The 23787-nt window shown below is 52.5% G+C and carries 21 protein-coding genes; 16 read left to right on the top strand and 5 right to left on the bottom strand.

From position 1 onward, the window contains the following. Positions 1–82: 82 nt before the first annotated feature. Both L6H98_RS23785 and L6H98_RS23780 read right to left on the bottom strand, forming a co-directional pair. A complete protein-coding gene (locus tag L6H98_RS23785) occupies positions 83–1273 on the bottom strand; it encodes a MalY/PatB family protein (RefSeq protein WP_236420169.1) in 1191 nt (396 codons plus the stop codon). Between the two features lie 235 nt (positions 1274–1508). Continuing rightward, positions 1509–3506, bottom strand: a complete 1998-nt coding sequence (locus tag L6H98_RS23780; RefSeq protein WP_236420168.1) for a S9 family peptidase — start codon at positions 3504–3506, stop codon at positions 1509–1511. A 260-nt stretch (positions 3507–3766) separates the two neighbouring features. Here L6H98_RS23780 and L6H98_RS23775 point away from each other — a divergent pair, with 260 nt between their 5' ends. The 5 genes from L6H98_RS23775 (at position 3767) to L6H98_RS23755 (ending at position 7225) form a co-directional block, all read left to right on the top strand. Then, complete coding sequence (locus tag L6H98_RS23775) at positions 3767–4636, top strand: aldo/keto reductase (RefSeq protein WP_236420167.1); 870 nt, start codon at positions 3767–3769, stop codon at positions 4634–4636. Between the two features lie 175 nt (positions 4637–4811). Beyond that, a complete protein-coding gene (locus L6H98_RS23770) occupies positions 4812–5216 on the top strand; it encodes a GntR family transcriptional regulator (RefSeq protein ID WP_236420166.1) in 405 nt (134 codons plus the stop codon). Continuing rightward, positions 5200–5898, top strand: a complete 699-nt coding sequence (locus L6H98_RS23765) for an ABC transporter ATP-binding protein (protein WP_236420165.1) — start codon at positions 5200–5202, stop codon at positions 5896–5898. Before L6H98_RS23770 ends, L6H98_RS23765 begins: the two co-directional genes overlap by 17 nt. Further along, positions 5895–6632 (top strand): hypothetical protein, encoded by a 738-nt coding sequence (locus L6H98_RS23760; RefSeq protein WP_236420164.1) that lies wholly within the window; start codon positions 5895–5897, stop codon positions 6630–6632. Before L6H98_RS23765 ends, L6H98_RS23760 begins: the two co-directional genes overlap by 4 nt. A 92-nt stretch (positions 6633–6724) precedes the next feature. Then, a complete protein-coding gene (locus L6H98_RS23755) occupies positions 6725–7225 on the top strand; it encodes a hypothetical protein (protein ID WP_236420163.1) in 501 nt (166 codons plus the stop codon). A 113-nt stretch (positions 7226–7338) separates the two neighbouring features. On the opposite strand, the gene L6H98_RS23750 is transcribed toward L6H98_RS23755, so the two are convergent. Together L6H98_RS23750 and L6H98_RS23745 are read right to left on the bottom strand one after the other, a co-directional pair. Further along, a complete protein-coding gene (locus tag L6H98_RS23750) occupies positions 7339–8229 on the bottom strand; it encodes a WYL domain-containing protein (RefSeq protein WP_236420162.1) in 891 nt (296 codons plus the stop codon). After that, positions 8177–9529, bottom strand: coding sequence for a WYL domain-containing transcriptional regulator (locus L6H98_RS23745; RefSeq protein ID WP_236420161.1), 1353 nt, complete (start codon positions 9527–9529; stop codon positions 8177–8179). The genes L6H98_RS23750 and L6H98_RS23745 overlap by 53 nt, the downstream gene beginning before the upstream one ends. 481 nt (positions 9530–10010) lie before the next feature. On the opposite strand from L6H98_RS23745, the gene L6H98_RS23740 reads away from it, so the two are divergent. The 8 genes from L6H98_RS23740 to L6H98_RS23705 all read left to right on the top strand — a co-directional run bounded on the left by L6H98_RS23740 (position 10011) and on the right by L6H98_RS23705 (position 19471). After that, positions 10011–10817: a nucleotidyltransferase domain-containing protein gene (locus L6H98_RS23740; protein WP_236420160.1), complete on the top strand. Its 807-nt coding sequence runs from the start codon at positions 10011–10013 to the stop codon at positions 10815–10817. Between the two features lie 42 nt (positions 10818–10859). Next, positions 10860–12281 carry a 3' terminal RNA ribose 2'-O-methyltransferase Hen1 gene (locus tag L6H98_RS23735; protein WP_236420159.1) on the top strand — a complete coding sequence of 474 codons (1422 nt, stop codon included), beginning with the start codon at positions 10860–10862 and terminating at the stop codon, positions 12279–12281. Between the two features lie 113 nt (positions 12282–12394). Next, positions 12395–14977 (top strand): polynucleotide kinase-phosphatase, encoded by a 2583-nt coding sequence (locus L6H98_RS23730; protein WP_236420257.1) that lies wholly within the window; start codon positions 12395–12397, stop codon positions 14975–14977. Between the two features lie 186 nt (positions 14978–15163). Continuing rightward, positions 15164–15688, top strand: coding sequence for a GNAT family N-acetyltransferase (locus L6H98_RS23725; RefSeq protein WP_236420158.1), 525 nt, complete (start codon positions 15164–15166; stop codon positions 15686–15688). Between the two features lie 238 nt (positions 15689–15926). Next, the gene (locus L6H98_RS23720) at positions 15927–16178 is read left to right on the top strand and encodes a hypothetical protein (RefSeq protein WP_236420157.1); all 252 of its coding nucleotides are present in this window, start codon (positions 15927–15929) and stop codon (positions 16176–16178) included. 272 nt (positions 16179–16450) lie between these two features. Next, complete coding sequence (locus L6H98_RS23715) at positions 16451–18331, top strand: S-layer homology domain-containing protein (RefSeq protein WP_236420156.1); 1881 nt, start codon at positions 16451–16453, stop codon at positions 18329–18331. 15 nt (positions 18332–18346) lie between these two features. Beyond that, entirely contained in the window at positions 18347–18862 is a 516-nt protein-coding gene (locus tag L6H98_RS23710) for a hypothetical protein (protein WP_236420155.1), read from the top strand. A gap of 78 nt (positions 18863–18940) precedes the next feature. Beyond that, positions 18941–19471 (top strand): hypothetical protein, encoded by a 531-nt coding sequence (locus L6H98_RS23705; RefSeq protein WP_236420154.1) that lies wholly within the window; start codon positions 18941–18943, stop codon positions 19469–19471. A gap of 140 nt (positions 19472–19611) precedes the next feature. Here L6H98_RS23705 and L6H98_RS23700 read toward each other — a convergent pair whose 3' ends face one another. Next, on the bottom strand, positions 19612–20532 hold the full coding sequence (locus L6H98_RS23700) for an AEC family transporter (RefSeq protein ID WP_236420153.1): 921 nt from the start codon (positions 20530–20532) through the stop codon (positions 19612–19614). 119 nt (positions 20533–20651) lie between these two features. Between L6H98_RS23700 and L6H98_RS23695 the strand changes: the two genes are divergently transcribed. The 3 genes from L6H98_RS23695 (at position 20652) to L6H98_RS23685 (ending at position 23494) form a co-directional block, all read left to right on the top strand. Then, complete coding sequence (locus L6H98_RS23695; protein ID WP_236420152.1) at positions 20652–21158, top strand: mismatch-specific DNA-glycosylase; 507 nt, start codon at positions 20652–20654, stop codon at positions 21156–21158. Between the two features lie 160 nt (positions 21159–21318). Then, the gene (locus tag L6H98_RS23690; RefSeq protein WP_236420151.1) at positions 21319–21903 is read left to right on the top strand and encodes a sigma-70 family RNA polymerase sigma factor; all 585 of its coding nucleotides are present in this window, start codon (positions 21319–21321) and stop codon (positions 21901–21903) included. Continuing rightward, positions 21884–23494: a hypothetical protein gene (locus L6H98_RS23685; RefSeq protein WP_236420150.1), complete on the top strand. Its 1611-nt coding sequence runs from the start codon at positions 21884–21886 to the stop codon at positions 23492–23494. The genes L6H98_RS23690 and L6H98_RS23685 overlap by 20 nt, the downstream gene beginning before the upstream one ends. Positions 23495–23787 lie beyond the last annotated feature (293 nt).

Raw genomic sequence — 23787 nt, 5'->3', positions numbered from 1 at the left:
CGTATTGCGTATGCCTTCGTATAACGTGGGAAACCCGCCATTTTCCGGTATGGAGATGGCGGGTTTCCCATTCTGAGTCCACTTACTTCGAGGATTCCAGTCGACGTATAAGTGCATGAAGCCTGCGCATCGCTTCTTCCACCGTGGAACGCGGACAGGCCACGTTCATCCGCATGAATCCGTCCCCCTCGGAACCGAAGGCAGTCCCGCTATTAAAGGCAAGTCCTGCCTCATTCAACAACAGGTCAACAAGCTGCTCCTGGGGAATGCCCAAGGCACGAAAATCGAGCCACAGCAGGTAGGTTGCTTCCGGGAGATGAACCCCCACCTGCGGCAAATGCTCGGAGACATATTGCTGCACAAACTCCATGTTTCCTTGGACATACATGAGGCAGTCGTCCAGCCAGTCTTCGGCACCGTTATATGCCGCTTCCGTGGCGACGGCGCCAAAGGTGCTGATGCTTGATAGCCCCATCGTTTGCACGCCTTGGCTGAATATCTCGCGAAGCTTGGCATTCGGAATAATGATGTTGGAGGTGCTAAGCCCCGGAATGTTGAACGTTTTGCTTGGGGCTGTGCAAATGATGCTTCGCTCGGCGATCTCGGCCGAAACCAGCGAAAGCGGAGTATGCGTTCCGCGTTGGTGCACAAGGTCGGCATGGATTTCGTCCGAAACGATGAGCACGTTGTATTGCAGGCATAGCTCGGACAGTTTTTCCAATTCCTCCCGTGTCCAAACCCGTCCAACCGGGTTATGCGGGCTGCACAGAATTAGCATTTTGACACGTCCGGTTTGCAGGCAGGATTCCAGTTGCTCCAGATCCATGGAATAATGGCCGTTTTCCAGTTTTAACGGGTTGGTCATCAGTTCCCGGTCCTGGCCGCGCACTACCTGGTAAAATGGCGCGTATACCGGGGTTTGGATAACGACGGCATCTCCCGGTTCGGTGAAACGCTGCACCGCAATGCTCAAAGCCGGCACAATTCCCGGCGTAAACACGATCCACTCGTCCTGAATGTGCCAGCCGTGACGTCGCTGCATCCAGCCCCGCACAGCCTCGTGATAATCACGGGTACGCACAGTATAACCATAGACCCCATGCTGCACGCGGCGTTGGAGTGCCTGTACGACAGATGGCGGCGCAGCGAAATCCATGTCTGCGACCCACATCGGCAGCGCGTCCGCGACGCCGAATATTTCCTCCAGCGCATCCCATTTTTCCGAACCGGAGGCAAGCCGATTAATCGGTTCGTCAAATGTATTCTTTTTCAATGGAAAATCCCCCTTCAGATCCGTTCTTGCGACACTAATCGACAGACTATTATCTGATAAATTCGTCGATTGCGCAACCGTCTCCCATAGGTTTAGGTCATATCCTGTATCTGCAAAATCAAGGGGGTTTATTCGCTTGTGCGGCATTACAGGGCGCCAAAAAAACAACCACCGCAAGGCATCCTCCGAAATATAGGAGATCACCCGTATGGTGGTTGTTCATCTTGCCGATATTTTATAAATGCTCGTTAAACCAGCCGACGATGTGTTCCAGCCGCCGCACTCTCAGGTACGGATTGCCGCCGCGGGACAGTTCGTGATTCGCGCCGGGGAAGCGGACCAAACGCGTCTTTTGCCCGCGTCGCTTCAAGGCGATGAATAACTGTTCTGCCTGTTCGATCGGGCAGCGGAGGTCTTGCTCTCCGTGCAAAATCAGCAGCGGCGTATGGATCTGTCCCACATAAGCAAGAGGGGAGTGCTTCCACAGCTTTTCCGTATCTTCCCAAGCGTTGCCGCCAATCTGGTCTTCCGTGAAATAGTATCCGATATCGCTGACTCCGTAGAAGGAGAGCCAATTGGAGATGGAGCGCTGCGTAACTGCGGCCTTGAAGCGGTTCGTATGCCCAACGATCCAGTTGGTCATGAAGCCGCCGTAACTGCCTCCCGTTACGCCCAATCGGGATTCTTCGATGTACGGGTATGCGGATAAAGCGTAGTCCAATGCTTCCATCAAGTCGCGATAATCCCCGCCTCCGTAATCCCCGCGGCATGCGTTAACGAACTGCTGCCCATAGCCCAAACCGCCACGAGGGTTAAGGTAGACGACGGCATAACCTTGCGCGGCGAGCATTTGGAATTCATGCATAAACGTGAAGCCGTACATCATGTGCGGACCCCCGTGGATCTCCAAAATGGTTGGCACTTTGACGTCCTTGGTCGTATGTGCGGGTTTCATGATCCATCCCTGCAAACGCAGTCCGTCCGAAGCATCGAACCAAAACGTTTCAGGAGTGCAGACACCGATTTCTTTCCCCAATTGCGGGTTGCTGCAAGTCAGTTGCACAGGCTCCTGTTCCGATGCTTTGCTGTGTTCGTACAGATAAATATCACCCGGATTCAGGACATCGGCTTGAGCGGCAATGATCGATCCGTCAGGCAATTCCGCGAACTGATAAATTTCCTTTTCCGCAGGCAGCAGGTATTCCCCCTGACGTCCATCCAGCGGGAATCGGGCAACGCGTACGCTGCCATGAACGGTGGCCAGGCACAAAATCGTTGAGCCATCCCGTGTATATACCGGTCCGGTCGTGGTAAGTGTTGATCGCATGTCGCCAACGATGGCATGACCGAGCTGAACATCCCAATCCTTGCTCACACAGCGAAGTTCCCCACCTGACGCAGGAAGGACATATAACTTGGTGAGCGTGGCATTGCCATAAGAACGGTCGCTGGCAAACAGCGCGATGGACCCTGAATCCGGCGCAAAGGCCAAACGGCTGAATTGATAGCCCTCCGGCGTCAGTTGCTGGACATCCGAACCGTCCGGACGGGCAAGGTAAACATGGTTAGTCATTGAAAAGTCGTTGTTGTCCTCGCCCGCCTTTGGCATTTGGGTGATCCAGGCGATGCTGGACCCGTCGGGTGACCATGCATAGTCAGCCACATCGAAATGGCCGGAAGTGACCTGCCGGGATTCGCCTCCGTCTACAGGTAAAACAAAGAGGTGAGCTCGCTGCCCATTCCACAACCCGCTGGCATCGGATTTCATCCGGATTCGATCCACTACGAGTTCCCGCAGCGGTTTGTCCGGTTCATCCGCATCCTCTCCGGCTCCCGTATCCGGTTTTACGGATGATTTCACGAGCAAGGACGAACCGTCGGGCGACCAGCACAGGGAACTGACACCTTGTTCAAGGTGCGTGACCCGAATCGCCTCTCCACCATCGGCAGCAATCAGCCACGCTTGGGTTTTGCCTTCATGTTCCCGCAGAAAGGCCAGCCGTGTTCCATCCGGCGACCAGGCAGGCGAGTGATCACGCGTACCTGAGGTGAATGGCCTATCCTTGAGCCCATCCAGTTCCAAAAGCATCAAGCGGGATACATAGCCATCCTGCTGCTCATTGACCCTGCGGCTAACGTAGACAAGCCGAGTGCCATCGGGAGAGGGAATTGGGTCATGGACCCATGTAATCTGATATAGATCCTCCGGCGTAATGCCACGCTGTTTGCTCAATGTGTCTCCTCCTGCCATTGTTTTATTTTCCTGACCTTTCCATTTATCATAAATCAATGCGCCGACCTGGACAACACTTTAAAATCAAGTAAAGTTTGCGGAAAAGGAATTGCTCACGGGGTGCCGAATCCTAGAAGATATGGCTTGAATGCGGTTGATTTCGATGAAATTCCGCCACGGCGCTGGAAAAGCGTATAGGGTCATCATTCAATCCAATCGTCCAATATCGCTCTGAACAGGCGGGAAAAGGAGGAAGACACATGACCAGAAACAAAGCAGAAGCACGAACGGTGCGGCTTCCCGATGGAACGGAATTGCCGGCCATCGGGCAAGGCACTTGGTATATGGGCGAAAGCATCCATCAACGCGATAATGAAGTGAGAGCGCTGCAGAGCGGACTGGCGCTGGGCATGACGCTGATCGATACGGCGGAGATGTATGCCGACGGTAGAGCGGAAGAAGTGACGGGCGAGGCTATAAAGGGCCGTCGGGACGAAGCATTTATCGTTTCGAAAGTGTATCCCCATCATGCCGGTCGCAAGCACATGCAGACCGCCTGCGAGAACAGCCTGAAACGGTTGAACACGGATCGGATCGACTTGTATTTGCTGCATTGGCGCGGTCATATACCGCTGGAAGAGACGGTGCAGGAATTGGAGCGGCTGAAGAAGTCCGGCAAAATTTTGCGTTGGGGCGTCTCCAATCTGGATACGGAAGACATGGAAGAATTATGGGGCATACACGGCGGAGAACAGTGCGCTGCCAATCAGGTGCTGTACCATGCCGCTTCGCGCGGGATCGAGCATGATTTGCTGCCGTGGCAGCGGGAGCGCCGGATCCCCGTTATGGCTTACTGTCCTCTTGCCCAAGGGGGACGATTGCGCCGGGATCTGTTGGAGCACCCGGTCATTCGAGATATCGCCTCGGCCCGATCGGTGCGACCGGCCCAGATTGCGCTATCCTGGGTTATACGAGACGGTGACGTGCTAGCTATTCCGAAAGCGGTGCAGCCGGACCATGTGGCAGACAATGCCGCCGCGATGGACATCGTCCTGACGGCTGAAGAATTGGAACGGATCAACGAGGCTTTCCCCGCACCGGGGCGCAAAGTCCCGCTGGATATGGTCTAGTTCTTTTTTTGAACATCAATGGAACAGGAAATGATTGAAGGGCAGATGTATGCATCTGCTCTTTTTTCATGGGTGCGAACTGCTTTTTATTGAAAATTAGAAAATGGGCTTTACAGTAATAGAATACCAGTGTACTATGTAACTAACACACTGTTACAGAAAGGAGAGACACGATATGGCTATGGAATTTGACAATAACTTGCCGATTTATTTGCAGATTATGCAGCATATCAAAAAACAAATCGTGACCGGAAAACTCAAGGCCGGCGACAAGATTCCTTCGGTCCGCGAGCTTGCGGCGGAATTGCAGATTAATCCCAATACCGTGCAGCGCACGTTCCAGGAGCTTGAGCGGGAAGAAGTGGTGGAAACCAGGCGCGGACTGGGCAGATACGTGACTAGCGAGGAGGCGAAAATCATGACGATCAAAAAAGAGATGGCCGGCGAACTGTTGGAGCGGTTCCTGACCGGCATGCAGGAGCTTGGCATCGAAGATCGGGATATTGTGGCCATTGTGGCGGACGCCGTTGCCGAAGGGCAGCAGGGAAAGGGAGGAACTGGACATGAGCAGCATTCTTGAACTAAGCAATGTCAGCAAAAACTATGGCAGCAAAAGGGCGCTTCGCGATGTTTCGCTGCGCATTGAACCCGGCAAGATCGTCGGTTTGTTGGGCAGCAATGGCAGCGGCAAAAGTACGCTGATGAAGCTGGCTGCAGGTCTGCTGCATCCGAGCAGCGGAACGATTGAGATCAACGGCAGGCCCGTTGGACTGGAAACGAAAACCTTGGTGTCGTTTATGCCGGATCGGCCCTTGACCGAAAGCTGGATGAAGGTGCGTGATGCCGTGGCTTATTTCCGGGATTTCTTTCCGGATTTTGATGAAGCAAAGGCCCGTGAAATGCTTGCTTTCATGAAGCTTGATGCCGGGGAACGGGTACGCAATCTGTCCAAAGGCATGAATGAACGCCTGCAGCTGACCTTGGCGCTTTCCCGAAAAGCACATCTTTACTTGCTCGATGAGCCGATCGCAGGCGTGGACCCGGTGGCCCGTGGCAAAATACTGGATGCCATCGTCAAGTTCTACGACGAAGATAGCAGTCTGATCATATCGACGCACCTTGTCAGTGATATCGAACGGATCTTCGATGAGGTTGTATTTATACGTGAAGGCGAAATGTTAATGAAGGAAGAGGTAGAGACACTTCGTCTCCAGCACGGGAAAAGCGTGGATGACATGTTCAAGGAGGTATATGCGGAATGATGACATTGCTGAAATACGATTTTAGAAAAAACCTCAACAGGTTGCTTGCCTCGCTCGTGGTATTGGCCGCGATTCAGGTTGCCATGGCGCTTTTCTTCCCAGCGCAGCAGGAGATTTTGGCGGTATTCAGTTATGTTGGCGTGGGCGTAGCCATCTTCATCAAAGTCATCCGCACCTATCTGTCCAACCTGAGATCGTACAGTCGAAGGCTTGTACCGGTACATGGATTGTCCCACGTCCTGTCACCGTTGTTGTTCGGCACGATATGCGGACTGGTTTTGCTTGGTTTGGCCGCCATTCATTTCTATATTTATAAAGCAGCGCACGGTACGCCAGGCCTCGGCTACTTTATTGAAATGATGGGATTTGGGCCTTCGAAGGTGGCCTCGATTATCCTTTTTGCTTGGTGGGTCGCGATGTTCATGGCCATTACGATTTTCCTGTCCATTTCCATTGCAGGGGCGTTCCGCTGGAAAACCGGCCCTTGGATCGGCATTCTTGCGTTTTTCGTGTTAACCAACGTGGTTTCGTGGCTGGATAACATCATTTTCTCGGGACGGATCAATCCGATGGACGTTTTCGTTGTAACGGAAAGCAGCAGCGAAATTTCCATTGTCTCCACGAATTTTGGCTGGGATTCGATGGTGTGGGGCCATATCGTCTTTGAAGCGGCGTTGGCTGCCATCTTTGTGGGTGTGACGGTTTATCTTAACCATCGGAGGGTGGAAGCCTGAGTGAATGAAACCATTCCCTCTCTTATACGTAAAAAATGATATATTGTCTTTTTTGGCAGAAATGTTAATTTTGTCGCATAAGGAGGGGGATCATGGAACTTTACTTCAGGGATAACTTCTTCAATGCCGGTTATACGGAGATCATGAATCATGCACAGGAACAGGCCGGTTATCTGGATCTGAAAAGCGCATGGGGTTCATCGCTGGATGTTTACGACCGATCCGGCCTGGCGTGCAGCGGGAAATTCCGCATGCTCAGTAACCGATGGGAGATCGATCGCGCGGATGGGTACCCGCTCGGCGTGCTGAGGGCCAGATTCAGCTTCTTCAGCAAAAAGTACGAATACGATGCCGGGCAGCGCGGCATATACGAAGTGAGTGCGCCTGCATTTTCCCAGGATTACGAGATCGCGGGCACGGATGGAAGCGTGGTTGCGCGCTTTCAGCGAACGAGTGGATGGTTCAGTTCGGGCGCTTTTATGCTAAGCAATACATCCGATCAGCTCGATAGCTATGAATTGGTCGCCGTAGTCATGGGCGTACATGCTATCAACAAAAGACGTAACTCGGCCGCATCCAGCAGCAGTACGTAGCATCATAGCGTATTTACGGAGCGGCCATGAAGAAAAGCCCTGGCATAGAGCAGGGCTTTTTGGCATGTTTTCCTTTCGGTATGGAGAGCGGGCTGAGCCTTCCCAAGGATATGCTAAACGCTGCCGCTGATTTCCTTTTTTTCAATGGAGCTGTTGTTCATGCCCCTGGATTTCCTATCCTTTTCATTGCCGATCTCCTCCATGTCACTTTCGGCATACCGAGCCAATACTTTGGCTGCCGTTTCAGACATGCGTCCACGTAAGACCTCATCCTCGATGATGCGTACGCGTTTGCCCAGAAAGCGCATTTTGGATAGGACATAATCGATTTCGCCGCGAGGCACGCTAAGCTCAATCCGATAAGTTTGTGTAGGCTCATCGTACGTGACTTGTTTCTCGAAGCAGGAGAAGGCGTACAGAATACGCGACAATTCGGGGTTGTATTCAGGCAGCACTTCAATGGTGATGCTTGTTTTTCGGCGGTCGGTCAACAGGGCAATCTGCCTGTTGTAGCGGCCGATATCTTCAGGCTTCAACTCCACGGGCTCTATGGCCACGATGCTGTGCAGTTTGGTAGCCATCAGTTTGCGATAACGCGGAGCGTACCACAGGACATACCATTCCTTTTTGACCATGGAATATTCGAGGCGATACGGGTATCCCAGCTGATCATGGCTGACGCGCCCGTGACGCACCCGGCCTGTCAGCCGGAAGCCCTGCCGCTTCAGCAGCATCTCGCGCAGCGGTTTCAACAGCGGATGATGGACGCTGGCTTCCTCGCTTTTTGCTTTTTCGGTCAAATACTCGCCAAGGTGCATGTCTTGCTCCCCGTCCAGCATGTGCACCAGCTTCTCGCGTGTCTGCGGGGTCAGCGCGCCTTGCGCCGACGGGTGATCCAGCATCATGCGAAGCCAGGCGCGTTCCTGCGCCGTCCAGGTAAACAGTCCGGTTTCATTCAGCTTCGTCATCATCTGGTAATTGAACATTTTCTCGAACAGGTTCATAATACGCCGCAATCTCCTTCCATTCCTGGATCATTTCCTGCCGCAGCCTGCGCGGCTCCAGCACTTCGCAGCTGGAACCGAAGCTGCGCAGCCATGGCTTGATTTCCGTTGTGCCGTTGACCTGGATTTCGTAGAGGAAAGATTCGTCCGTTTCCGGCGTGATCGTTCCCCATTGTCCTTGCAGCCGAACGCGATCCAGTATGAAATTGCGTTCATTGTGCAAAGGATGGAAGAAACGTACCTTTACCGTCACCGGTTGGCCCGTGTCCACAAGCCAGCTATAGCGGCTAAGTTCTGCCCATTCCTGCTTCAGTCGACTCATGTATTTTTCCTCGATGTCATCCTGTTCCTCCAGTTGGGTAATGCCTTCCATCCGGAATTTGACGAATCTGCGTCTTCCCTGATAGCCGATGACATACCATCGTCCGTACTGGTGGTCGTATACAATCTCCAGCGGGATGATGCGATTGAGCCGCCCGCCCGATTCGCGCTCGAACAACGGATTTGTATTCTGCGAGCTGTAACTGGACGGTTTTTTGGGCGAGTAGTATATGAACTGTACCCTTTTGCGCTCCCGGATGGCAGAAAGGAGAGGATACAAATGGGCTTCGTCGAGAATGCGCGAGTAATAATGATACTTGTAAATGAACGGGTCCATCGCTTCTTGCGGATAACTCGCGGCAATGGCCTTTTTGAGACTGTCGCGCAGCAGGTAGCCCTGTACCGACGGAACCTGAGTATTCGCCATAATATCCACAAAATCGTACAGCTCCAGTTGTTCCTCTGCCGTCAGTTCCGTCAGCGCGTCCTGTTCCAGCTTGTAGCGATACGGCCTGCCGCCGGGCTGCTTGCGAATAACCCCGACTTCTTCCAGGTATTTCAGGTCGGAACGGATCGTTTTTTCGTCGGGCAGCGCCATGTCTTCAGGCATTCCCTCGCAGCAAGCATCCAGCAGCTCCATGGCAGTAAGCGGTTCATCCTGAAGGGCATGCAAAATAACGGATAAGCGCTGTACCTCGGTTTCTTTCATCGATTTGGCCCGGTACAGAAACAGCAACAGAGGCTCTGCGGAATCCCCGTATTGGAACCGGATGAGGTCTGCTATTTCGACTCCTTGTTCAGGCGCGCTTTGCTGCTCTGCGACGGTTTGCACGATTTCCTTTAAACGGCGGGTCGTTTTGTCGAACGTATGTATAGATATTCCAAGTCTCTCTGCGTATTGCTTGCGGCTGTAAGCCCCGCTTGTCAGCGAGAGCATGCGAAGAAACTGGATTTCCTTGTCAAAGCTTTCTTTGGCCATGCGTTTCACTCCCCAATGGCTGATGTCGGGTGGGGCCGACCCGAATGCCCGACGTTGCCTGTTTGCTGCTGTTGTCAGATGTGTATCCTCTATTGTAACAGGCTTCCCGGCATGTTTCATGAAGGAGTGCCCATATTGGAAATATTGAAACTGCATTAATCAATCACACTAGGCCACTACGAGTGCAGTACCATCTTCCGATCGCTGTTATCCCCAGATTTTTTTGAATCCCCCTTTTCTAAGGGAAAAATCCGGTGATAAAGGCGAACGCTTCGCTTCTTCAGATTGGTTCTGCCTCTTCGTTAACGTGTGTATGTTTTTACAGTTTATATAGATGCATTTAACGGACATCTCGCCATACTTTCGCCATGTTCCCTCACGCGCACGCGAGGCATAATGAAGAGGAAGAGCCAGTGAACGATGAACCATTGAAGCACGAACCATTGAAGCACGAACCATGGTGCGGAAGGAGTTGAACAAGATGAACATGAACATTCAAGATGAGATGAAACACACGATACGGCAGGAACTGGAGCGAATCGAACGGGACGAGCAGGTGAAAATCATCTATGCTTGCGAATCAGGCAGTCGTGCATGGGGTTTTCCCTCGCAGGACAGCGACTACGATGTGCGTTTCTTATACGTTAGGCCTTTGGAATGGTATCTCTCTATCGAAGAACAAAGAGATGTGATCGAAGTTCCGATCAGCGATCAGCTCGACATCAATGGCTGGGATTTGCGCAAAGCGTTGAAACTGTTCCGCAAGTCAAACCCGCCGCTGCTGGAATGGCTGCAATCCCCGATCCAATACGATGAACGGTATAGCGTAGCCGAACGTATTCGTGGGTTGTCGCCGCTTACCTTTTCGCCAAAGTCATGCATGTACCATTACCTGAACATGGCCAAAGGGAATTTTCGCGATTACTTGCAGGGCGAACGCGTCAAGATCAAAAAGTATTTTTACGTGCTGCGGCCATTGCTGGCCTGCGGTTGGATCGAACGCCACAATACGATGCCGCCGATGGAATTTGGGCAGCTCGTAGAAGAGTTGATTCCGGCAGACACGCTTTTATACTCCGAAATTACAGAGTTGTTGCGGCGAAAGAAATCCGGCGACGAACTTGATCTGGAACCCCAGCTGCCGGCCATTCACTCCTTTCTGAAGGAACGGATCGCGTGGTATGAACAGCGTGCAGCCGCCATGGCCCATGAAACGGTCGTCGATGTGGCCGAGCTGGATCGCATCTTCCGTGCCGCGCTGGATGAGGTATGGGCAGCATCGGAGTAAATTCGAGTGGTATATCAATTTATGGCAAGGAGGCCAATTTGAATGCATCTCATGATCAGGGCTAGCGGAGACGGCGCGGGTGCCGTTTCGCATTTGCTCGCCAAACATCCGCAGAACGTCTATGATCGGACGGACAAAGGCGTTCGCGTCAGAATGGTGTATACCAGGGACGAAGAAAACGATACAGAAGTGTTGATTCATGCCGAGCCGGACCCGGTGGATTTGGTTAAAGGCACGCCGGAAGGCTACGATATCACGCAATATATCAATGACCGGGAGTTTGTGACGAGCAGCTTGTTTTGCTCCTACATTCGCTCTGCACTCGGAACTGCATTAAACGGCAAACCGAAGGAGCCTTATCTGCAGTGGGTGGAGCATCCGTTTGACCTGGAGCTGACCTTTGGCCCGGTTGCCTCGGATCTGCCGGATAACGTGGTGGAAGCCTTGTTTTCCCATGTCGGGTATGAGGTGTCCGTGGAGCGCGGCGAGTTATCCTATGCGTTCGAGTTGAAAAAAAGAAGCACGGTGCGCCGCATTTCCCTGCGCGGGAAAGCGACGGTACAGAATGCCCTGCGCCAGTTGTTCGTACTGATCCCGGTGTTGGACGATTACAAGCACTATTTCATCGGAGAGGACGAAATCGATAAGCTGAGACGATACGGCAGCGGGTGGTTGGACGAACATCCGTTGAAGGAACTGATCGTGCGCCGCACGTTGAGGTTCACCGATCTGATCCGGCAGTATGAACGAGTTGCCGGGCCAATTTCGGCAGTGCGTGCAGTAGAGCAGGAGGAGGAAGGCCCAGACATGGAAAGCCCGGACATGGAATCACCCCAAGAGCGGCCCGTTCGCTTGAACGAGCTGCGATACCGGACGATTGTCGATATGGTGGCCGAGCTTCCGGCACGCAAGCGCATCGTGGACATGGGTGCCGGGGAAGGCAAGCTGTCTGCGCGGCTGGCCTATATGGCCGGCGTGGAATCCATTCTGGCCGTGGAACCTTCCGGACAGTCCCGCCTGCGAGCCATGGAACGCTTTGCGAAGCTGGAGGAGCGCAGGGATGTCGTCGCTTTGCCGGAGGCCGTGATTGGATCCCTGTTTTATTTTGACGAACAACTGCAAGACCAGGACGTCATGATATTGTGTGAAGTCATCGAGCATGTCGAGGAGTATCGCCTTAGCGGCATCATGGAGATGCTCTTGCATGATTATCGGCCTAAAGCGCTTATCGTAACAACGCCGAATCGAGAGTATAACGCTGTCTACGAAATGGAGCAGGGGAGCATGCGGCATCACGATCACCGATTCGAGTGGAGCCGGGCTGAACTGGCCGAACGCTGCAAGGCATGGACGCAGCATAGCGGCTACACCTACGACATCCGGGGAATCGGGGAAGAAGCAGCCGGTTTCGGGCAACCGACACAGTTGGTGATCTTCACGCAAGGAAAGGAGCGGAACGCATGAAAGAGGATCGGAACACAGATGTCCTGAAGAAGGAAAGAGGGACAGGCAAAGATACAAACAAGGATCAAGCTGACGCAAAATCAGTGGGTAGGGCACATCACCGCGTGGTTCGCATGCCGCATGCGGGCATCGTCGTGCTGGTCGGGCCATCGGGCAGCGGCAAAACGACGCTGCTGCGGCGGCTCGTTGCCGAAGGTGCCCTTCTGTCTACCGAGGCGGTATCTTCCGACCAGTTCCGCATGCTGATCGGAGACGACGAATACGTGGATTGGCGGAACCGTCCGCGCAGTGAAGCCGACGTCATTTATGCGGAATATCAGCAAGTATCGGCGAAGGCGTTTGAAGCACTGGAGTCGCTTGTCGGCATGCGCTGCCGTTTGAACAAGCTGACGTGGATCGATGCCACGCATCTGTATCCGGAGGACCGTCAACGCTTGGTGGATATTGCCCGCAAGGCGCATGTGCCGGTTATTGCCGTTGTGCTGGACATTCCGGAACAGGAATTGCTGGCGCGTGATGCCGGAAGGGAACATCCGCGCGGACGCCAACGGGTCAAGCAGCAGGTGCAGCAATTCAAACGCACGCAGCGCGGAGTTCGCGAAGACGGCTTTGATGCGGTGTATGTCTTGAAGCAGCCGGACGATATTGCGTTTGTCCGGGGAGAGAACCCGTTGATGGTCGACATCGGCACAGGAATCGATATCATTGGCGACATCCACGGCTGTTACGACGAAATGATGGAGCTGATCGAAAAGCTTGGTTATGTAAATCGCGACGGGGATGGGCTGTTTCGCCATCCGGAAGGCCGCAAGCTGGTCTCGGTAGGCGATGTTACGAGTCGTGGACCAAAGTCTCTTGCCAGCCTGATGTTCTGGCACCGACACTGTGCCGCAGGACTTGCTTACATGGTGGACAGCAACCATGGCTGGAAGATCGCGCGTTATCTGGATGGGCGCAACGTCACGCTTGGCCATGGCGACGAATTGGTCGAGCAGGAATTGCGTCGGTTTGAAGAAGAGCGCGGCGAAGAAGCGGCTCGCCAATTCAAAGACGCATTGAAGCATTTTTTGCAGGAGGCTCCCTCGCATCTCGTATTCACTCGAAACGGCATCAGGCAAGTGGTTGTTGCTCACGCAGGCATTCGGGATCACTTTATCGGCAAACAGTCGGCACGCATCCAGGATTACTGCCGGTACGGCGACGTGGAGGGTACGGACGCTGCGGGTCGGCCGGTGCGCAAGGATTGGTACGTGGACCACAAATCCGGCGAGTGCATCGTGTGGGGTCATGATCCGAGGCCTTACCCCACCATCGTGAACGATACGGTGAACATCGATCAGGGCGTGGTATTCGGCGGCATGCTGACCGCATGGAGGATGCCTGAGCGGCAAGCCGTCAGCGTTCCCGCGCGGCAGGATTACGCGGGGGACCCGGACAGCCCGCTGCGGCGCTGGGAACGGCGGCGGTTCACCGCGCCGAATCTGCGCAAGTTCACGGAAGGCTTCGCGGTTCAGACGGGCTCGCGGATGAATGTCTCCATTAACGGGGAGCAGGCGAGAGCCGCGATCGATACGTTCTCGCATTTTACCGTACCGCTCGAAGAATTGGTGTATGTGCCGCCTACGATGAGCCCGCCGCCCGGAACCTGCTCCGTCGATGGGTATCTGGAGCATCCACGCGACGCATTTCAGTATTACCGGGCACAGGGAGTGACCCGCATGGTAGCCGAGAAAAAACATATGGGCAGCCGGGCAGTGCTCCTTCTATTCCGGGATGAAGCGGCAGGGCTGCAATGGGTGGGAAGGCCGATGCTGGGCAATATCGTGACGAGGTCAGGCAGATCGTTCTTCGACCCGGAGACGGAACGCGAGGTGCTGTCCCGATTGCATGCGGATCTTCGGGCGAACGGTTACTTTGAACGGCATTCCACCGAGTTTGTGCTGCTGGATGCCGAAATCGTGCCATGGAACCTGAAAGCGCGTGAGTTAATTTCGTCCCAGTATGCCCATGTGGCCGAGGCGGCGATGATGGATCGGGACGTATTGCTGGATCAGTTGGGCAAAGCGCTGGCTGCCGGCCGGCATGTGGAAGACTGGCTCCGGGAAACGGAGAGAAAACGCGAAAATGCGGGGCTGTTCCGTGACGTGTTCCAGAAATACTGTTGGGACGTGCAGGGTCTAAACGATATTGCAATAGCTCCATTTCATGTGTTAGCGCATAGCACCGGAACGTTCTGGGACAAGTCGCACGAGTGGCATATGGAGCAGGGACGCGAACTGGCCGGAATGTCTTCGCTGATCGGAGAGACGGAGTATCGCGTCATTACGAACGAAGCCGAGGAAGAGGAAGCTGTCCGCTGGTGGGAGGAAATGACGGCAGAGGGGCATGAGGGAATCGTGATCAAGCCGGACAGGTTCCGTGCGTGGAACGGCGACAAAATGCTCCAGCCTGCGATCAAAGTAAGGGGGCGTTCATACCTGCACATCATCTATGGCATGGATTACCTGGCCCCCGAGAATCTGGAACGTCTTCGCAAACGAAGAACGTCCAGAAAGGAGCGTCATGCGCTGATGGAAAGTGCGCTGGGCATGGAAGCGATCGACCGCTTTGTTCGCCGTGAGCCTGTAGAACGCATTCACGAGTGTATATTGGCAGCGCTGGCGCTCGAATCCGAGCGGATCGATCCGCGATTGTAGCGGATGCAGGCAAGTTTATGGGAAAGGGGCCTTGCAAGCTTGCCTTTTTCTTCATGTGATGATTTTCCGGAATGCTGTTTGATAATCACTGTTTTTTTGAGATTGATTCCCGTTGTTCAAAGGTCTTCATCGTCGGATAAACCTGGTTATATTCGTTGATTTGGCGCGAGAGAGGAAGGGAAAACGATGTTCAAAGTGGTGGAAAACGAGTTGGAACTGGTCATGTTTAATGGGATCTGGACTACGGTTTGGGCCGAGAAAGGGTATGAACTGGAATACTCGAAACAATTTCTGGAAAGATATGTTGTCATCACGGAGGAGGGACGCTACGTCGGGACGGCGGAAATCAAGCCCTTTTCCCGAGAAAGTTATATCAATGAAATATGTGATTTCCAAGATCATCCGCTGATCGCCAATGGTTCCGGGGCGGTTGCCGAAATTGACAAGCTGGCCGTATTATCCTCGCACCGCGGGCCTTATGTTGCCGAACTGTTGTCGGCCGCCGTACAGTTTGCGGAATTTCACCGTTTGAATTGCTTTGTTGCGCTATTGGAACCGATGCTGATCCGAGCGCTGCGAATTTCGTACCATGTTCCCGTAGAGAGGCTTGCGGACCGGATTTTGTACAAAGGGGGAGATGTCATTCCCGCGATTGTTCATGCCGAGGAGGTGTACACCCATCGCAGCCGTTATTCGTGGTTGATTTCTTAAGGCGGACGGCAGGATGAATGGATTCATGTTGAGCGATTGTTTATAAGGAAACCGTTCCAGAGAACGGATCGCCATCCAATCATAGGGACGTTGGTCCGGTTGTAGAAAGGCGAGACCGGGATATTCCGGATACCCAAACGAACCAAAGCCCTATATGATTACCCCCTGATCTGGGAGATAATGATAATAAGCATGTTTTTATTGAAATCTCAGTTAGTAACGATAGGGGGTAACCTGCATGGCATCCATGATTCTGCTGGTCAAACAGGCGGAGGACGATGAGAAGGTTATTTATCGATTCGGGCCGGATGAGCGCAAGATGGGACTTATCGAAATGAATAAGATCAAAGAAAGCGTCAAGGAATTGGAGCCGGTCCGGGTCGAGGGCGTCAATTCAAGCTTTTATTTCAATCGGGCAGCGCAGCGGCTGGTTCGGTATTTGTTTAGGGAAGGCGGGAATTTTCCCGATCGAACGACGTTTGAGTCCTGATTCTTTGCGGCAGGGCGATCACTTCCTTGCAGCTGCCATGTTTTTTGTACACGATCATGAGAAGTTCACATGGATCCTTCGAGGGTTACATGTGAACTTTTTTGCGTTTTTACGCATGTTTGGAATTTGTTTAGAGCGGGTTTGTTAAAGTGGGGTTATTGAACTAATAAAATTCAGGACTAAGGTAGTGTTTTCATTGATCTGTCATCCTGCTGAATAGTAGGAATGACCTTCATGAACCTCCGATCTGTTGTCGAAGGGAGACAATATTTGTGAACAAGTGGCTTCTGCGTACGACGCTCAGCGTCACCCTGCTCAGTCAGCTTCAGGCGCCTTTTGCTTCCGCGCAAGCGTCGGATCTGCTCTTTTCCGACATCCATCAGGCATCCAATTGGTCATTGGATTCGATTGCCTATTTGAATGAAAAAGGCATTACCCACGGATACGATGACGGAACGTACAAACCGCGCAAACCGATTACCCGCCAGGAAGTGGCCGAACTGCTTGTGCGCGCGCTGCAGCTTCCAGCGAGTGCATCGTCGGTAACATTGCCTTCGGACGTTCGTCCGTCCAGTTGGTCTGCCGACAGCATTCAGCGTGTGCTGAACCAGGGATTGATGGGGCGTCCCGATGAGCCTTTTCGTCCTACGGACGTCGTTACCCGGGAAGAGCTGCTGTCGATTTTTGTCCAAGCAACCGGAGCGAGGGGAGAAGGAAAGACTGCGCTGCCTGAAGGTGAAGTAAGCTCTCCCGAGCGTAAACAAAGCATTGAAACGTCTCTGGAGCTTGGGTTGCTGCAAGGGGACGGCCGCAAGCTGGATTTGAACAAACCGACGGAACGGCAAGAAATCGCGGTCTTTTTGACTCGTTTGATGGATGCCCTTCAGGAACCGCAAAACCGTGAATTGGAGCTGACGTTCGTAAACGAAAGCATCGTTCGCATCGGTGCCTTCCAATATCCGGTGACGGATGACATGAAGGCACTCTTTACCGCAGGCAACACAGAGCTGCTTTCCGGTTCGACATTAAAGGTAAAGCTGACCTCCGGTTTCAAGATTCAGGAGATCGTGGATTTGACCGTGCCTGCCTCCAAAAGCAATTTGACCCTCGATGGCGGCGGTCTCCGCGTTTCCGGCAATATCACGATTTTGGGAGACCACATCAAGCTCCAGCATTTGACCGTTGCCGGCAAAATCGTCGCCGGCGGAGCACCTAAAACGTCATTGGAGCTGCACGACGTGACGTCGAATCAACTGGAGCTTGCCACGGCTTCCCAGCTGAGCTTGACAGGAAATTCTTTAATTCAATCTTTGACGGTGAGCCAGACTGCCGTTGACGGATCTTCGATCGTGTTGAAAGAAACCGGCGAGATTAACGACATTATCGTTCCGGACAAACGGCTTGTGCCGAACCTGGTCAAGGATTATGGCATTAACCAGGGCAAAATTCAGCTCATTAATGGACAACCCCGGGAAACGCAAACCGCTGCTTCCGGCGGATCGGGGACCAGTAGCAGTTCTGGAAGCAGCAGTTCCGGGAGCGATAGCAATTCCTCGGCCCCGGTAATCCCAACGATTAACAAAATACAAGAGGTCGACAAAGCGTACGTGCTTCCTGCTCAAGTGTCCGTGCGTTTGGACGGCAACACGACGGTAAACCGGACAGTGGCCTGGACCGCGCCTGAAGGCGTGCAAATTACGGATGGTGCGGTTCACATCAAAGTGCCGGGAGTATACGTATTTTCGGGCAAGGTGGAAGGGGTAGCGGAGAAGGCTCAGCTGAAGCTGGATGTCAGGCTGCCGTTGAAGCTGACGATCGGGAACGAGAACTCCAACATCGTTGTGACAACGCCAGGCGAAGCCAAGACCATCACTTTCACATCGGAGCCTCTCCTTGAAGTGGCCAACAACGTTGAGCATATAAGCTACCTGTTCCAATGGACGGATGAGAACGGCGAACCTTCCAGTCAAGCGAAGTTTATTCGTGCGGAAGGGTATGAGTACGAGAAGCTGGGGAACGGCTGGCTGCTTACCAAAACAGACGATTCTCCGACGACTTCCAAGGAAACGTTGTCCCTTCAAGTGGAATTTGGCGAACCGGGCACCTACAGCGTGAAGATTACTGCCGTTAAGCATGAACATCATGAATACTAAAGGAGTGTTAATTCAATGAAAACGACCAGATTTGTAAAGGTTTTGTTGCTTTCCTCGGCATTATTAATGATGGCTGCCCCTACGTATGCTGCTTCATCCCAAAAGGTGTCCAATACGGTTTCGGCCACATTCACGGTCAAACCCGTGACACCTAGCTTTGTGCTGAAATGGGTCGGCGATGATGAATTGTTGGACACACTTTCGCCTCAAACTGTTAATAGCGGGGACAGCAGGAATGTAACCGTTCGCGCGATCACCTCTCAAGTTTATACAAACGTTGAATTGAAGTTCACCATAACTCGTACCGACGGTACAACCATGCAGAATGGTGACGTGGAACTGGCCGAGTACGTTGAAGGTTCCCTTGGAAATGCTGAAACAGGAAGTGTGAATGGCATCGGAGATCTGGTGATTTTCTCTGATTTTTACCCTTCGATTTCTACGCCAGGCCAAGACTTCAAGTATAATCTGAAATTCAACACTGCTGGCGAGTATGTGATCAAAGTTGTAGCCATAAAAGTTCCTTCTTAAAGGTGAGTACCGATTCAAATCATATACCGTGTGAACATCGAATTCACCGTCAAATCATGAAAAAGGAGATCAAATCCAATGAAAACCCCTGCATTCATAAAAGCGTTGTTGTTGTCTTCCGCCCTGTTTACCATGGTTGCCCCCGCCTATGCGGGAGCAGCGCCATACATCACTCTTTCCAACGAGATCACCGCTACGTTCAAGGTAAATGCTCCGGAAGAACCTACATACATGCTGAGCTGGATCAACTCGAGCGGCGCTGAAGTCAATGTACTCCCGACTCAAGAGGTAAACGCAGGAGAAGAGAAAGAACTGACGCTGCGTGCCACCGTGAGCCAAAATTATGACAATATTCGTTACGAGTTCAACATCACCAGAACAGAAGATAATACCTATGTGGAAACGAATGACGATGTGACTGTGTATCAAATGATCAATAATGAGGCAGTAAAATTGAATGGTTTTACACAAAACGGAGTGTTCTACGCCAGCTCCAACAAATTAGCCACAGTGACCAGCCCGTCCATGGATACTACATTCAAAGTGGTGTTTAACAAGGCCGGCAACTATAAAATAGAAGCGGCAGCCTATCAAGAAGAAGCTCGTTAATCGAAGATTCAGCGATCTGGATGCATACTTGCAATACTCAACCCAAAAACCTGTCCGGCTTTTAAATACCGGACAGGTTTTTGGGTTGAACGTTTTTGGTTTAGATCTATGAAAGGAGGATCGTAGTGGAATCCGTATGCTCAGAACGTTCTTGCAAACGAGATCAGCGCAGTAATCGTGATGATGTTCAGCAGGGTGGAGATCAGCACGGTCTGAGCCGCGAAATCCGGTTCGTTGTCATATTCCTCCGCCAAAATGGAGGCGTTGACGCCGGTCGGCATGCCGGAAGCGATGATCAGCGCCTGGGCGGCGACGCCTTGCATACCCAGGAGCAGCACGATGGAGATGCCGATGGCCGGACCGATCAAGAGGCGCAAAAATGTGCTAATATACACATCAAGGCGATACAGCCTGATCGGATATTTGACGATCTGGGCACCCAGCGTCAGCAGCGCGACGGCGACCATGCTTTGCTGCGCGTACGTGAGCGGCATGGACAGGAAGGTCGGCAGCGGAACATGCCACATCTGGAATAGAAGGCCGAGCAGCAGCGCATAAGGCACGGGCATTTTCAGAAAGCCGATGATGACCGCGCGGTAATTGCCTTTGAGCTTGGCCCCTTGGATCGACAGAACGCCGAACGTAAAGGTGAGCAGCGATTGCAGCGACATGACGAGAGCCTGTATGGAAGAGGCCAGCGGATCGCCGCGGAACACGAGTGCATTGATCGGCAGCCCGTAATTGCCTGCATTGTCCAGCATGATGCTGTTGTTGAAGGCGGCTTTCATGCCTTTATTCAGTTTGAGCGCCCGGGAGACTGCTGACCCGAGAACATATAGAACGATGACGTAAATGGCGTAAAACAGCGTAACCGTCCCGAGCAGCTCGCCCGACATGTCGGAATGGTACATGCTCATGAATACGGCGGCGGGAGTGATGCAGTAAAAGTTGATTTTGGCGAGGGTGTACAAGTCGAGCTTAAAGATCTTTTGCATCCAGGACCCGACTCCGATCAGGAGAAAGACGGGCAGGACGACTTCCAGTATGATGTCAAAAATCATCGAGTTCAGCTTCCTTTTTCATGGGGATTCAATCCGGTTTCGAAAAACACTTTACTCATTATATCACTTCATGCATATATCCGAGGACGCAATTTGAAAAATGAAACGGAGGGTAATTTATGGCTATTCCGGACCATCTCGATTATGGCTTGTCCATTCTGTTCATCGGTTTTAATCCAAGCCTGACGTCTGGAGAAACGGGCCATCATTACGCTTATAAAGGAAATCGTTTCTGGCGCATTCTCGAACGTTCGGGCTTGACTCCGCGTCTGTATGCACCGGAAGAGGACGGAGATTTGCTCAAGCTGGGCTATGGATTCACAAATATCGTGGCCCGTCCCACGAGAGGTGTAGAGGATATCACGCGTGAGGAGTATGCGGAGGGACGCCTCATTTTGAAACAAAAGCTGGAGGAATACCGGCCGCAAGTGGCCTGCTTCGTTGGCAAAGGCGTATACGCCCAGTACAGCAAACGCGGAAAAACGGATTGGGGATTTCAGGACGACCCGGTCGTCCCGGAAATCCATGAATTTGTTGCTCCTTCCTCCAGCGGGCTGGTACGCATGTCCATGGATGAAATCGTGGCCATTTATGCACAGCTTAGCGAGTTTGTGGCCGGGAAATAGGAAGCGAATAGCAAGCGGCATCAGTCTTTCGAATTCACCCCAAACGCACTTTTGCGGGAAAGGGTGAATTCTTTTTTTTGCCAAAGTGAGAAGTTTTAGGGGGAGAGGACGTCTATAGAGTACAGAACCATGCATGGACGCTGTAGAGAAGGGGGATACAATGACACAGCATATGCCTGAAATCTCGGAGGATGAGCTGGTTCGGCGCATTGTGGCGGGGGAGAAGCAGCTGTTTGCCATAATTGTGGACCGGTACAAAAATAAAGTGTTTGGCCTTTTGCGCGGAATGGGCGCGAGCCATCAAGATGCGCAGGATTTGGCGCAGGATGTGTTTATCCGTGTTTACCGGTATTTGGCGACCCGGCGGGAAGGCTCGAGCTTTTCGGCCTGGATCTACACGATTGCGGTGAATCGGATGCGCGATTTCATGCGGCAGCAGAAACCCGTTATGGGCGCAGATACCCTGGAACTGGTGGAGGCTGCCGAGGAGGGAACGCCGGAAAAAACGGTGCTGCAGCAGGAGATGAAACGCGAGATCGTGCAGCAGCTCGATCGATTGCCGGAAGCGTATCGCCTCGTATTATTGCTGAAGTACACGAATGAGCTGAGTTATGAGGAAATCGCACGCATTACGGGCATGAACCAGCTCCAGGTGCGCAATGCGCTGTATCGTGGCAAAAAAGCTCTTAGAAAACAAATGGACCGCAAGGGAGGTTTATCGATATATGAAGCCTATTCCAAGTGAAGAGGACCGGCAATGGGAGCGTGTTTTGTTTCATGAACAGCCGGATTCGGAGTTTACGCTGCGCGTCATGGAGAAGCTGGATGCGATATCCATCGATAAAAAGGAGCAAGGGAATTCGATTGGAGCGCAGATCAAGCTTCCCGGAAAAAGGATGAAACGTGCAGCCGTTTCTGCTGCGGCGCTGCTGCTGCTGGTTGGTGGAGCGTGGTTTGCTTGGGAGTGGGTGCAGCAGCAGCCAGCTGCGAGAAGTACGATCAATGCGGTAAATCCGCCACTCCCGGATATACCGGTACCGGATGAATTCAGGATCAACAATCTGGTCAATGATTATAAGCGCCTGCAACCGCTCGGACTGGTCGTTAATCCGAATATCCGGATTGAGGATCAGGGTTATACGCTGCAAATCGAAGAAGTGCTGGTGGATCGTTCACGGATTGTGCTGACACTTCAGGGGTCTGTACCGGATGGAAGCGGGCCCATTGATATTACACCTGACCCCAGCAGGATCCACATCACGGATGAGAAGGGAGAATCCGTAGTCTCCGAAGTAGAGGTGAATATACAAAGCTGGAAGTACAGGCAGTTTGTTTTTCAGCTGCATGATGACGTTCCGGATCGGATTGTGGTGCGAGGGGAACTGAATCACCTTAATGTAGGCAATGTATATGATGCGAAGAGCCGAACGTATACCGATGAAACGGCCTATGTCGATTGGAGCTTTCAATTTGGAATCGATCTGGCCAAAGCCAAAACATATGCCGTGCAGAAGGCAATGAACGAAAGCTATGTGACGCCGGAAGGCCTTCGTTTGCAAATGAAGCAGTTGCTGCAAACGCCAACCGGAACACGTCTTGATCTGGATATAAGCCTGAACGATAAGCTTCTTGCCAAGGTGGGAGAGGGTTGGGAAAACCAAGTGGAGATTCTGTACCATCTGGAGATCCCGGCTACCCAGGAATATCGAATATTCAACGGCAGCCGAAGTGGTGCTCGTAAGGCAAAATACAGCCTTCGCGATACGACCGGACTGAGCGGGAATGGCGGCGTGCTGAAGCTGTCGGAAATGTGGGACCCCGAATTCGTCACATTAGGCGCGGGACCGATTCGTTTCGTACTGGACGGGTACACCTTGCCTGTCAAAGATGAGCAATCATTAGCGATTGATTTGGACCGGATCCGCGAGCAGCCGGCGAAATTTGAACAGTCTGGGGATGAGCTGGTACTGAGCGACTATGGGTATGGTCACGTCCGGGTATCTGGTAACCAGCCGATAAGTGTATTCGATGATAAGGGGGATCTAATTCTTGAAGGTTCAGGCTCGTTCTGGCAGAAAGAAGCACAAGCTGATCACTGGGTCGCAGTAGACGAGCATGGCGAGCAATACCCAGTGGAAATCGCCGGAACCTCTACTGCTTCTGAATATGGTGGAAAATTTGTTTCGGCGAATCTGAAGTACGTTATTCGGGGATTTTCTCAAAACAAAGGCACCAAACTGACCTTGAAGCGCACCTTGGAGACTCATGATTATCAAGACGTCGATTGGGAGGTGGAGCTTCCTTCATCGGAGCATCTGCCTTGGTTGAATCAATGAGATCGGATCATGACGATGTCTGCCGGGGATTGAATTGTGTAGATTGATAGATAACGATGCTCCGAATGCGTTAGGGCAGTGTCTGAGAAGCTTTGCGCGTGAAACGGATCAGGCTTTAAAGAACCTGACGCACGTTATTAAACGAATTTTCAGGGAAAGAAATTTCTTGCGAATCACAGACACGCTATTGGCGTGAAAATGAAGTTCCTGGCGCTCAAATGGCCACAATAAGGTGTCTGACGTTCGTAAGAAATTCAATTTTCCAAAATGGCCCGAATAAGATGTGTGAGGTT

It is taken from the genome of Paenibacillus sp. JJ-223 (assembly GCF_927798175.1).
Classification (GTDB): Bacteria; Bacillota; Bacilli; order Paenibacillales; family Paenibacillaceae; genus Paenibacillus; species Paenibacillus hubeiensis.
Note: the sequence above shows the minus strand (reverse complement) of the source record. Positions and strands in the feature narration are given on the sequence as shown.